Raw genomic sequence first — 12635 nt, 5'->3', positions numbered from 1 at the left:
TGCGGAAGGCTCAGACGCCGTCGATGCGGACGCTGATTCTGAACGCTGAGAGGTTCCTGAAGCTGAAGACGCGGGGGCGCTAGCTACGTAAACATCTACGCTACTACCTACTTCAACCTTTGAGCCGGAGGTGGGGTTGGTCCGCAGAACCGTGTTAGGATCCGCAGACTTAGATTCTTCATTATGAACCTTCACGTTGACACCTAGTTTAGTGATTTCGTCAATAGCCTCGTCTGCATTCTTACCCTCCAGATTAGAAGGAAGAGTGACCGACTGCGGACCAGTAGAGTACTCCACGGTCACGGTACTACCAGCAGTTACAGCGCCCACAGGAGAAACCGACAAAACAGTGTCCGATTCTTTATCCGAGGTCACTCCGGTTGTTTTAGTGGAGAACCCTAGCGCAACCAGCTCATTCACGACGTCCTCTAACGGGCGACCCTCATAAGCGGCGGCGTCAATATTGACGGTCTGCTCCGCTTTCTGGCTTTCATCCGACGCCGTAGGGGCTGCCACCGTGGAGACCGTGCCCGCAGCGGTAGGGGAGGAGTCTTCTACGGCGTTCTTGGAAGAATTCTGCCCAGCCAACACGAACCAGACAATCATGCCAATAATCGCCAGAGCCAAGAGGAGGGAGACCCACAACCAGCCCGACTTTTTCTTCTCAGGCTCATAAACAGGACGGGAACCGTATGCAGCCGCTGGAGCAACCGCAGGCATCTCCGCCGTGTTGGGCTGAGGGGTGTACTTCTTGCCCGAGCCAAAACGCTTAGCAGAGGGAGCCACCGTGGTGGGAGCAGTCACGACCTGGGTTGACGACGTCTGCGCGCCGTCGGGCAAAAACTTTCCTAGAGTAGGAACAGCCTTGATAGCAGCAGGAATGTCCTGACGGCGAATTGCATCAATAGCAGACGCAAGAGCAGTTGCACTCTTGGGGCGCTCCTCAGGATCCTTCGACAGCAAGCACATAATCAGTGCCGCTGCCGGTGCAGGAATCTTAGTAGGAAGAGCCGGTGGCGGGTCATTGACCTGAGCCAAAGCAATAGCAATCTGTGACTCGCCCGTGAAGGGGCGGCGTCCTGCCAAACACTCATAACCAATGATGCCCAACGAGTACATATCGGATGACGCCGTAGCCTGCTGCCCCGTTGCCTGTTCCGGTGCCAAATACTGAGCGGTGCCCATAACCTGACCGGTGGCGGTGAGAGGTACCTGGTCAGCAAGGCGGGCAATACCAAAGTCAGTAACCTTTACCCGATCGTCCGGAGTGATAATCAAGTTGCCCGGCTTGACGTCGCGGTGCACCAAACCCTGCGCGTGGGCAGCAGCCAGCGCACGAGCGGTCTGCGCCATGAAATTCAAGATACGATCTGAGTCGAGCTTGCGTTCCTTCTCGATAATCGCAGAGAGAGGTTCGCCAGGAACCAACTCCATGACCAAGTAGGCAGAGCCGTCTTCCTCGCCGTAGTCGAAAACATTGGCGACGCCGGGATGATTCAGCAACGCTGTATGGCGCGCCTCAGCACGAAAACGCTCGAGGAAACCGGGATCACCGGTATATTCCTCTTTCAGAATCTTGACCGCAACAATACGGCCCAATACCTTATCGCGCGCTTTCCAAACCTCACCCATGCCACCAATAGCAATACGCTCAGTTAGGTCGTAGCGACCACCTAAGGTCGTTTCAGTTGAGGGTCTCACCTGTTCAACACCGCCTCAAAAATTTGTTTCGCTGCGGGAGCTGCGAGCGATGCTCCCTCAGCGGTATCAACACCTTCATATACGACCGCAACGGCTACTTGTGGATTGTCTGCGGGTGCAAAGCCCGTAAACCACGCATTGTTCAAACCAGTAGTACCGATTTCGGCGGTACCGGTTTTACCCGCTACCTTCACGCCGTCCACCGCAGCACCGGAGGCAATGCCGTTATCCACGTTATTTACCATCCATTCTTTCACCTGCTGAGCGGTATCTGCAGAAGTTGAAGTTCTCCATTTCTCCGCAGAAAACTCATACAGGGTGCTGAGGCTATGAGACTTGACCGACCTAATCAGGTTCGGTTTCATCTGGACGCCGTCGTTGGCGATGGCAGAAGACATCATGGCAACCTGTAACGGGGTGGTCTTGACGTCATACTGACCGATTGCCGCTTGAGCCAGTTGGCTATCAGTCATGCTCGATGGGAAGACCGATTCCGATACCGAAAGCGGGATGCTCAGCGAGGAATCACCATAACCAAAGTTCTGAGCAGTCTTTGCAATTTTCTCTTGGCCCAAATCCATTGCAATTTGGGCAAACGGAGTATTGCACGACTGCGCTAAAGCCCATTCTATGGTGGCATCGGCGCGAGTTGCACATTGACCGTTCACATAGTTGGGCAAACTTGCTGTGGTGCCTGGCAACGGCAGATTCTGTGGGTTAGGAATCACAGAATCTTTGGTGTATTTGCCGGACTCAAGAGCTGCTACAGCATCAATAATTTTGAATGTGGACCCCGGTGCGTAGGTATCTCCGCCAATTGCACGGTTCATCAGCGGACGTGCAGGATCAGCGTTCAAACGCTCGTAAGCTGCCAGAACCGACTCGTTGTTATGCGAAGAAAGCTCGTTCGGGTCATAAGACGGCGAACTCACCAACGCAAGAACCTCACCGGTCCTTGGATTCATTACCGCGATAGCGCCCTTGTGCCCCTGCAACGCGTTATAGGCAATCTGCTGAAGCTGGGTATCGACGGTGAGCTCCACCGTGGCGCCCTGAGCTGAATTACCGCTAAACATTTGCGAAAGACGGTCATAGAACTGGCGGTCTGAAGTGCCCGAGAGCTCCTCATTCATCGCCGACTCTAAACCGGTTGCACCATAAATCGACGAGAAATAACCGGTTAACGAAGCATACGTTTCAGGGTCAGAATAAGTTCGCTGGAAATCATAGCCATCATTAGAAGCAACCGATGAGGCAATCTCAGTTCCGCCGACCACAATAGAACCACGCTGAGAACCATAACTCTCATACATGCCCCGCGAGTTCCACGCATGCTCACCTAGGCGCTTCGCATCAAAGAACTGAATGTACGAGAGAGAACCCAACAAAAGCACAAACACGCATGAGGCAGCGAGCCAAGCGCGGCGAATAGATCTATTCACGAGCATCTCCTACCTTCGTTGAACCCTGATGAGAAGTTTCGCTAATACGTGAGATGACGCTGGTCGCGCCGTCTGCCTCACCCTGGCGACTAATGCTTTCAGGTACATCGTCATAGGTTTCCACCACATGAGGTGCCCGTGCCGAATGAGAAATAGAAAGCAACAGCGCCACAATCACCCAGTTAGCCAACAAGGACGAGCCGCCAGCAGACATAAAGGGCGTCGTCAGACCGGTCAATGGAATCAACCGAGTCACACCACCAATGACCACCAGCAACTGAATAACCATTACCAGCGAAAGACCTGCCGCCAGCAGCTTACCGAACGCATCCGGAGTACCCAGCGCCGCGCGCATACCGCGCGTCACTAGTAACAAGAAGAGCATCAAAATCGCACCCAAACCGAGCAGACCCAGCTCTTCACCTAAGGCAGTGATAATCATGTCTGAATTAGAGAAAGCCACCAAATCTGGGCGGCCATTGCCCCAACCCCGACCAAACAAGCCACCAGAAGCCAATCCAAACAGCCCCTGAACTACCTGACCAGAACCGCCAAAAGGCTGATTGTAGATCTCAGGATCAAACGCATGAACCCACGCATAAATACGGTAATGAACATGGCTAATGAAGTTATACGCCAGAACGCCACCCACAGCCACAAACACCAGACCCAGCAAGACCCACACAATGCGGCCTGTTGCCAAATACAACATGCTCAAAAATAGACCGAAGAACAGAATCGCCGAACCTAAATCCTTCTGCAAAACCAGAACACCAATGCTAATCAGCCAAGCAACAAACATCGGCGCTAAATCACGAAAACGCGGCAGACGAACCGGACCAACCTTCTTGCCCGCCAGCAAAATCAAATCACGATGAGTCGAAAGATACCCGGCAAAGAAAACAGCCAAAGCAATCTTGGCAATCTCACCCGGCTGGAAAGTACGCCCCAGAACCGAAATCCAGATACGCGCACCATTAATCTCCACACCTAAACCGGGAACCAACGGCAATACCAGCAGAACTAACGCAATAGCCAGCGACGTATAAGTAATCCGTCGCAAACCCCTATGATCCTTTAAGAAAAACAGCGTGACAGCCGAAGCAACCATCGCCACGCCCGTCCATATAATCTGAGCCGCGCCAGCGTTCGCTGCCGTCGTCAAGTCAATACGGTAAATCATCGCTAACCCGATGCCGTTGAGCGCCACCACGATCGGCAAAATAAACGGATCAGCAAAACGCGCACGCACATACAAAACAATGTGAATCAACAAAGCGCCAATACCCAGCACACCGGCAGCCAACAACCACGTGGTATCCCCCTTCGCAACAGCCTCAGGATCAACCATCCACATACTCGCGGGGCAAATAGCCACAGCAATCAGCGTAAAGAACAACTCAACAAACCGGCGCGGCCTCGGAGTAGCAACCCCTGCATCACCGTGCGAATCAGAACGCCTTAAACCAAAGAAATTAGCCACCAGAACCCTCCGATGCGCTCGCACTCGGCGTTACCGTAATAACCGAACCGGGGCTCGGCGAAGGGCTCGCGCTTTGAGAAGCAGAAACCTTCTCTTGCACCGTAGCCTGAGTCTCAAGATCATTCACGATACGCTTGGTCTCCTCCAGATCCTGGGCAGTAATAGTGCTCTTCACCAATGATTGGGAATACTCGGGCAACTTATCGACGTCCACATCGGTTTCCTCCACTACTTCATAAAAATGGAGGGGGCCAACCGACTGCGGAATACCGCTAAACACCGCAACTTTATTATTGTTGACACCCACGTAATACTGGTGCGAAACCCATGAGAAAAAGGTAAGAACGCTCGCCAAAAGCACACCAACGACCAGCACCGTAGTAAAAATGCGTAAGGGCCACTTAGCGCGTTGGTGCCGCTCTTCACCAGCTAACATGGCTCGAATTTCTTCAGGAAGTTCTGAAGGATCTTCAACTGGCTCAGGATGCTCGGTGTTCACCAACGTTGCCCGGCGCTCTACCGTACGAGTTGTCACCGCCGGAATCATGCCGGTGTTAGTGGCATTCGCTGCAGCTCCCACAATAATGTGCGGGCGCTCGTCCAGCTCTTTCCGCAAAACCGCCGCCGACGAATCATCCTGGTCATCAGGGCGCTCGTCCATGCCCGCGGACTCCGTCATCATGTTCAGCACGCCATCAGAGAATGATTCCCCGCGCCACTTGCCGTGGCTCAGAGCATGACGAAGCTTCACATTTCCTGGAAGACGACGGCGCCACTTACTTGTTGGGAGAGAACCGTCGGCATCTTCTTCATCCAACGGTTCAAAAGTCACATCCGCTTCACCGTGCTCGGTGACCCGGTGCTCAGGATATACTTCGCCCAGCAGCGTGCCGTCCTGCGAATATCGCCGAATCGGAATAATAGGTTGCGGCGACGTCACCGCCTGAGAGAGCGAATCCTCCGCAATAACTGCCAACGTGACAACAGTGATGTTATCCGGGGCCCCACGATCAAGCGTGAGATTAACCAGCATGTCTGTAATCTCTTGCAAATCGTTGGTAGAGCGCATGATGGATTCAATCTCATCGTTGCTCACCACGGTGTCTAAACCATCCGAACTCAGCACCCACTTTTCGCCAATTTCGGCGTCCAGGCTTTTGAGTTCTAGTTCGGGGGAGGCGTCGACGTCGCCCAGCACCCGCATCACCACGTTCTTGTGGGGGTGTTTCTCTGCTTCTTCTGGGCTAATCCGCCCTTCTTCGAGTAGGCGCTGAACAAAAGTATGATCGGTAGTAATCTGCTCAAAGCCAGATTCGCGCAGGCGATAAGCCCTCGAATCCCCAATATGCGCCAACTCAATTTTTTCGCCGTCAATCAGCAGGGCGGTGCAGGTGGTTCCCATCCCAGCGAGCCGGGGGTTGAGGTCTACCAGCTCATTCATGATGATGTTGGCGTTGGTAATCTCATCCGCCAGATAAACACCAGCAGACCCTTGGAAACCCGAATGATCCAGGGGGGTGAGGTCTAAAACGGTGGTCGCTGAGGCGACGTCGCCACCTGCATGCCCGCCCATTCCGTCTGCTACAACGGCAAGGTAATGGCCTGCATAACCGGAGTCGTCATTTTTTGAGCGTACCCTACCCACATCAGAGCGCGCGGCGAACTGGAAAGCGATTCCCATAGGTTATGGCCTCAACTGCATGGTGGTGCGGCCTACTCGAAAGTCAGAACCGGGCTCAATGGGCACAGCGCGAGTCAGGCGCGTACCGCCAACGAAGGTGCCATTAGTTGAACCGAGATCCTCTAAAAACCAGCGTGACCCCTGAGGGAAGAGACGGGCATGGCGACCGGAGGCGTAGTCGTCCTGCAAAGAGACCTCAATATCGGTAGCGCGCCCCATCGTGACGGGCTGATCGGTCAGGCGCATTACCGCCCCTGCCTGAGCGCCATCGGTAATAACAAGCTGGGTGGGGCGTGCAGGCGGCGCCGGCTGGGTCTGCCGCGGTTCAGCGGACACCTGATCTGCAGCGGGGACAGCTCGTGCAGTACGGAAATTGCGCCCCACGCCGAGATCGCGGCGTGCTGCCGCCAAAATCATGAAAATGAAGACCCACAGCAACGCCAAAAACGCGAAGCGTAGCAGGGTCACGGTAATTTCAGAAGCCATTTAACGTTCACTCCTTGGAACCATCAGGCGAAATACGATGCGCGCCCTGCCCATAGTCAACACCGAGCCATTAGAAAGTTCCCTGCGACCCACGAGCTTCTGACCATTCAGATAGCTTCCATTCGTAGAACCGAGATCAACGGCAAGGTACACGCCGTCTTGCTCAATAATCTCAAGATGACGGCGGGAGACACCGGTGTCATCCACCGTGATGTCGGCATGGGAACTGCGACCAATAACCACCGGCAAAGAATTACACGAATAGTTCTGCCCGTTAATTTCTAGAACTACCTGGGAAGGTGCGGGTCGCGGCGGGGAATACGATGCGCGGGCATTCTCCGACAAATACGCCACGGGAGCGGGGCGCTGAACCTGCTCGGGTGAAACCGACGAAGGTTGCGGGCGCGCAACTCGCGGCGCGCGCGAACCCGGGCGCGTAATACGAGTAGGTAAAGGATCCTCTTCCATTGCTGGGTACTGAGCACCAGCGGGTACCGAGCGTCGAGGACGTTGAGTAGTTTCAGCAGTGCGGGGGGAAGCCTGCGGTGCCGCAACTTTCTCCTGCGCCGAGCTCACCAGAAAATCTCCGGCCTCTACGGCGTCGTCCACCGAAAAAGTTACGCGAACCGAACCGCGCAACGAGTAGCCCTGGGCGCGGGCGTGCCGAATAACGACGTCGCACAACTCCTCAGCCAGAGGCGCACCCCAGCCTTGGATGCGCGGGAAGTCTTCTTCAGCAAAATCAATAGTGAAGACGTTCGGCGCAATCGTTCTGCCCGACGAAATGGAATATGCCTTGTTATCCATCGTGGTACGCACGCGATTAGCGAGGTCAACTGGTTCAAACTGAGAGCCGCCCTTAGAAAAGGTGCCGCGTACGGCCTTTTCTAGGCGCTGCTCAATTTTGTTGATGAACCCCATGCTTGGCCTCCTCGAGTGGTATCAGGGCAGATGCTCAACCTATGAGTTGAACAGCATAGCCATTCTTCTTGTGGATAACCTGAGAGCTAAGTTCTCACTTTCTCAAACAAACTGCCCAATCTAAGTTGAGAATTCAGCACACAGTACAGCACCCAGTCTAGTGGAAAACCTGAAAGAACCTCGGAGAATAGGTTAAGGAGAGGTTTTATTCGCTGTTGTGAGCCAGTGCATGAGGGGTAAATTGGACGGGTTATTGATTTCCCGTGTATAGTTTTCTCTGTTGTTATCTGACTTTGGTTCAGAAAACAGTGAGCGCAAGTGGCGGAATTGGCAGACGCGCTGGCTTCAGGTGCCAGTGATCGCAAGATCGTGGGGGTTCAAGTCCCCCCTTGCGCACAGCGCGTAAAGCCCCGATTCGAAAGGATCGGGGCTTTTTTGTTTCAAAAATTTGGGGGTCGAGGTACCAGATGGGTGAGCGAGATACCGTTTTAAAACGGTATCTCGCTCACCTTTCTAGTACTTGACATGGGGTGTTGTGAGCGGGGCAGCGTTTTATGGCGAATACCCCCTAGGGCTGCGCCATAAGAGAGACAGGGCGCTCTTTACTATTAACAAGAAGCTTCTTTTTGACAGTTGAAAACCCGCGCTTTTGAAAGTACCCCCTATTCCCCCGGTGCACGCGGCGTGAAACAGAAGCGATCATTGCATTTCCCCTGCAACAAAGGTGGGAGAGTTGAGCCGTAGCTCCTCTCCCACCTTTATCTTTATGAACTGGAGAAAGCGTTATTTCTCTACAACGTCAGGAGTAATTTTTGCCGTGAAGTAACCGGTGGTAGCAGCTAAGCTAGGACTTCGTACCGAGGTGTACAGGGCGGTGGATTCGTTTAGTAGATACCGTCGGGTGAAATTGCCCTCTTGTTCTTGTCCTTAAGGACGCTGGAATCTACTGGCAAAGTCTGAGAAAGGGACGCGCCATTCACAGCAGTTACCACAATTTTGTTGGTAATACGGTTAACGCCAGCTAGACCGTCTCCAAAACTGAACAAAATATCAGGCAATGCGTTACCGCCGGTTGCGAGGGGCGGAATGGACGTGCCTGCAGGAATCGTCCATGTAAAAGTAGTGGTGCGGGTAGCTGCGGTGTAAGTCCTGGTACCGAGGGTTCCGTTTGAGCTACCAATGATGAAGCTACGCTGGGTCGTCGTATTGGTGTTGAGGCCTATGACGTTGATGGTGAGAGTCACTGGCTTGGTGAGGGTCTGAGTGGAGCCGTTGCTCGTTCCAAAGTTCAAGTAAACCGAGTTCTGCCATCCATTAGCTCCCCCGCCTCCATCAAAGTTGACGGCGAAAATACCGGAAGCTGCATAAGCGGGAACAGCGGCAGAGGCGATAACAACGGGAACAGACCACGCTGCGCCAGTAAGAGTTTGACGTCGAGAAATATTCACAAAAAATCCTAGGGGAGAACTAAAGCTCCTCTTTGAGAGTAGCCTCGGGGGAAATACTGAACAGAGCGTACTAAATAAAAGAAAACCTGCATAGGGTATTGTGAGCGGTTCCGCTCGATAACTTACTCATTCAATGGAAGAAAGCCCCGAAGCTCTCAAGAAAATTTGGGCTCCGGGGCATATCTCGTCCGCGCAAGCTTTTATGCCTCGGTACCTTCATTGGGGCGCTTGCCCAGCGAATCGTCCAGGCGCAACAGCCCCGAGCCGTCGTCGCCCACCATCTTAATCTGCGCAAGAATCTCCGAAACAGTAGCTTCCTCTTCAATCTGTTCATTAATAAACCAGTTCAAAAGAGGGCGGGAGTCGAAGTCGCCAGCCTCGTCTGCCTCGCGGTAAAGATCGCGAATGGACGCCGAAACTTTCTGCTCGTGCGCCAGCGCTGCCTCAAAAATCTCGGCGGCGGAAAGGCCCTGCTTAATAGTGTGGGCGGGGATAGCGCCAATATTGGAGTGGTTACCGCGGTCGGAAAGGTGCTGAATGAACTTGTTCGCGTGAACAATTTCCTCATCAGCCTGACGGCGCAACCATTCGCTCATGCCCGGTAGATCCTGCTCGTCAGCTTCGATAGCGAGCTGGCGGTAAACCATGGACGCGGCGAATTCGAGGGTGATTTGATCTTGGAATTTTTTCTCTAGTTCTTTATTCATCTGCATATTTAAAAATTTACCTCCCGGGGCAGGCGTTGTCACCATTATTTACGGATCATGACGCCGGGCGGGAGTCGGTGAAGGGGCTTGTCATAGCTCGTTCATCACATTTAGCAAAAATAAGTTTGCAGAAGTGCAATTTTTGCAGAACTGTAAGTAATATAGTTTCGTTCGCTTACCTATTCCCACGTGCTATCGCATCTGATAGCTACCGAGAAAATCTAAGCAACCGCCTTACTCTCATCGGTTCGAATCCAACAAGGATCCATTCACCAGAAGGTTTTTACTTGTCAACAGCAACAACAGAAGTTCGTTCTGCGGAAGCGTCTAAGAGTCCGGTCATGACGCACCGTCAGATCATGCTCGTCATCATCGGCCTTATGGCCGGCATGTTCCTATCATCGCTTGATCAAACAATCGTCTCCACCGCAATCCGAACTATTGGCGACGACCTCCACGGACTTGAACAGCAGGCATGGGTTACCACCGCCTACATGATCACCTCCACCATCACCACCCCCATCTACGGCAAGCTCTCCGACATGTACGGACGACGCCCGCTCTACATCTTCGGCATCATCGTATTCATCCTGGGTTCTTTGCTCTCCACTTTCTCTACTTCTATGGCAATGCTCGCAGCATTCCGTGCTTTCCAGGGAATCGGTGCAGGCGCGCTGATGTCCTTGCCCATGGCAATCATGGGTGACATGCTCGCACCTCGCGAACGCGCTAAATATCAGGGCTACTTCTTAGCTATCTTCGGTATCTCATCGGTCATTGGCCCACTGGTTGGCGGACTCTTTGCAGGCGCAGACAGCATCTTCTGGATCACTGGCTGGCGCTGGGTATTCCTCGTGAATGTTCCCATTGGCCTCGTAGCCCTCGCTATGGTGTGGAAATTCCTCCGCCTACCCTCCTTTGGCGAAGCAAAAGCAAAGCCTCGCGTAGACTGGTGGGGTGCGACCTTCGTCGTTGTGGCACTGGTACCCTTGCTCCTCGTAGCTGAACAGGGCCGCGAATGGGGCTGGGCTTCGGCAACCTCGATTACCTGCTACGTCGTCTCTGCTGTGGGCTTGCTTGCCTTCATCCTCACTGAATCCCGCATGGGCAACGACGCGATTATTCCGCTGCGTCTCTTCCGCTCCAAGCCGTTCTCGATGGCAACCATTTTGGGCACCCTCGTAGGTTTTGGCATGTTCGGTGCCATGATGACCATTCCGCTGTTCTTGCAGATTGTTCTTGGCCTGACTCCCACCGAATCAGGCTTTGCAACTCTGCCCATGATGGCGGGCATCATGCTCTCCTCGATCGTCTCCGGTATCTTGGTTTCAAAGACCGGCTCCTACCGCATCTTCCCGATTACCGGTACTTTCCTGGTGGCATGTGGCTACTTCTACCTGACCTTCATGACCATTGACCGCCCCCTCTGGTTCTTGATGATCGGCATGTTCATCATCGGACTGGGCCTCGGTCAGCTCATGCAGTCCCTTACCCTGGCAGCACAGAACGCCGTCGCGCCGTCCTACATGGGCGTAGCAACCTCGGCCGCTACCTTCTTCCGCCAGATTGGCGGCACCATGGGTACCGCGATTCTGCTCTCCATTCTGTTCTCGGTCATGCCCACCAACATTACCCACGCCATGAGCAATGAAGGGGACCTGCGTAACGGTCTCGACGCCGCACTCAACCCCACCGTGGCAACCGCACCTGCAAACCAGGGCGTCATGGATCAGATGTGGAACAACATCGTGAACCCCGTGAAATCCAATATTCAGACGCAGCTCGACGGCGCTACCGAACAGATCAACTCGAAGATTCCGGCAGGCACCCCTGCTGAGGTTCGCGCCCAGGCTTTGAACTCTGCGGCAGAACAGGCACACGCCAGCGTAATCGACGGCAAGCTCGCAGTGGACTGGTCTGACGACGCCGAGCGCGGCTACTGGGTAGACCAACTCGCACCCAAGATGGCAGAAGAAGTCGCTAACAAAGCTGACTCAGAAGACACCAATTCTGATGCCTCAGCTTCAACCTCAGACACTTCATACCTCAACGGTGCAGATGCTCGCCTGACTCGCCCCTTCATGGAAGGCTTCAACGAGTCAACTCTCGCTGTCTACCGCGTGGGCTTGGGTGTAATCCTTGCGGCATTCGTTCTAACCCTGTTCTTCAAGGTTCCGCCGCTACGTAACGTCTCCGGTCTTCAAGAAAGCGCCGACGCCGCAGCAGAAGCCGCAGCCGAGAACGCTGATAAACAGCGCGACCTAGACCGCGAAGGCGCAGTTCTCCATAGCCAGGTAAAAGACGCCTCCACCGGGGCCCTTCCCGTGCAGGTGATTGCAGCAGCAACCGACGCAGATAAAGCCAAAGATTCCGTAACAAACAACGAATCAGAGGCTCACTCTGGTGCACTCTCCACTGATGAAGCTACTGTAGACACAGCGAACCAGCGCGTGGGAAAACACGGCGAAATTCGCGCAACAGAAGCCAATGAACCAGGAGAGCCCGTGAAGCACGCTCAGCCGCGCCACACCGCCGCTATTGAAGAAACCGAAACTCCTGCAGGATTCACCCGGACTACCCAGCCCACCGCTGAAGCCCTGCTTGCAGATTCAACCAACCGCCGTCGCGATCTGCCGGTAGACCAGTCACCTCTTAAGAAATGGTTGCCCGCAGCAGGCATTTCAGCTGCCGCTCTTGCAAGTGGTGGGGTGCTGTTCTCGGTGCTGCGACGTCGTCGCAACCGCTAAGCGGTAATCACTGACTGAA

General features: G+C 54.1%; 9 protein-coding genes and 1 tRNA gene. 2 read left to right on the top strand and 8 right to left on the bottom strand.

Annotated elements, in window-relative coordinates:
- The 6 genes from ACFR81_RS00845 to ACFR81_RS00820 all read right to left on the bottom strand — a co-directional run.
- The coding region (locus ACFR81_RS00845) for a protein kinase domain-containing protein (protein ID WP_377148588.1) at nucleotides 1-1701 on the bottom strand (1701 nt) is incomplete at its 3' end.
- Entirely contained in the window at nucleotides 1698-3143 is a 1446-nt protein-coding gene (locus tag ACFR81_RS00840; RefSeq protein WP_343875976.1) for a peptidoglycan D,D-transpeptidase FtsI family protein, read from the bottom strand. The genes ACFR81_RS00845 and ACFR81_RS00840, both read right to left, overlap by 4 nt.
- Nucleotides 3136-4626, bottom strand: a complete 1491-nt coding sequence (locus tag ACFR81_RS00835; protein ID WP_318275243.1) for an FtsW/RodA/SpoVE family cell cycle protein — start codon at nucleotides 4624-4626, stop codon at nucleotides 3136-3138. The genes ACFR81_RS00840 and ACFR81_RS00835 overlap by 8 nt, the downstream gene beginning before the upstream one ends.
- The gene (locus tag ACFR81_RS00830; protein WP_151147720.1) at nucleotides 4619-6307 is read right to left on the bottom strand and encodes a protein phosphatase 2C domain-containing protein; all 1689 of its coding nucleotides are present in this window, start codon (nucleotides 6305-6307) and stop codon (nucleotides 4619-4621) included. Before ACFR81_RS00830 ends, ACFR81_RS00835 begins: the two co-directional genes overlap by 8 nt.
- 3 nt (nucleotides 6308-6310) lie before the next feature.
- The gene (locus ACFR81_RS00825) at nucleotides 6311-6793 is read right to left on the bottom strand and encodes an FHA domain-containing protein FhaB/FipA (RefSeq protein WP_190617464.1); all 483 of its coding nucleotides are present in this window, start codon (nucleotides 6791-6793) and stop codon (nucleotides 6311-6313) included.
- Nucleotides 6794-7714, bottom strand: a complete 921-nt coding sequence (locus ACFR81_RS00820; protein ID WP_145177201.1) for an FhaA domain-containing protein — start codon at nucleotides 7712-7714, stop codon at nucleotides 6794-6796. It abuts the gene before it with no gap.
- A gap of 312 nt (nucleotides 7715-8026) precedes the next feature.
- On the opposite strand from ACFR81_RS00820, the gene ACFR81_RS00815 reads away from it, so the two are divergent.
- Nucleotides 8027-8110, top strand: a tRNA-Leu gene (locus ACFR81_RS00815).
- Nucleotides 8111-8598: 488 nt separating this feature from the next.
- Here ACFR81_RS00815 and ACFR81_RS00810 read toward each other — a convergent pair.
- Both ACFR81_RS00810 and ACFR81_RS00805 read right to left on the bottom strand, forming a co-directional pair.
- Nucleotides 8599-9162 (bottom strand): hypothetical protein, encoded by a 564-nt coding sequence (locus ACFR81_RS00810; RefSeq protein ID WP_141669424.1) that lies wholly within the window; start codon nucleotides 9160-9162, stop codon nucleotides 8599-8601.
- A gap of 200 nt (nucleotides 9163-9362) precedes the next feature.
- On the bottom strand, nucleotides 9363-9875 hold the full coding sequence (locus tag ACFR81_RS00805) for a ferritin (RefSeq protein ID WP_343875969.1): 513 nt from the start codon (nucleotides 9873-9875) through the stop codon (nucleotides 9363-9365).
- A gap of 335 nt (nucleotides 9876-10210) precedes the next feature.
- Between ACFR81_RS00805 and ACFR81_RS00800 the strand changes: the two genes are divergently transcribed.
- Nucleotides 10211-12616: an MDR family MFS transporter gene (locus ACFR81_RS00800; protein WP_343875967.1), complete on the top strand. Its 2406-nt coding sequence runs from the start codon at nucleotides 10211-10213 to the stop codon at nucleotides 12614-12616.
- Nucleotides 12617-12635: the final 19 nt, after the last annotated feature.

This window comes from Rothia amarae (assembly GCF_042677725.1).
Classification (GTDB): Bacteria; Actinomycetota; Actinomycetes; order Actinomycetales; family Micrococcaceae; genus Rothia; species Rothia amarae.
Note: the sequence above shows the minus strand (reverse complement) of the source record. Positions and strands in the feature narration are given on the sequence as shown.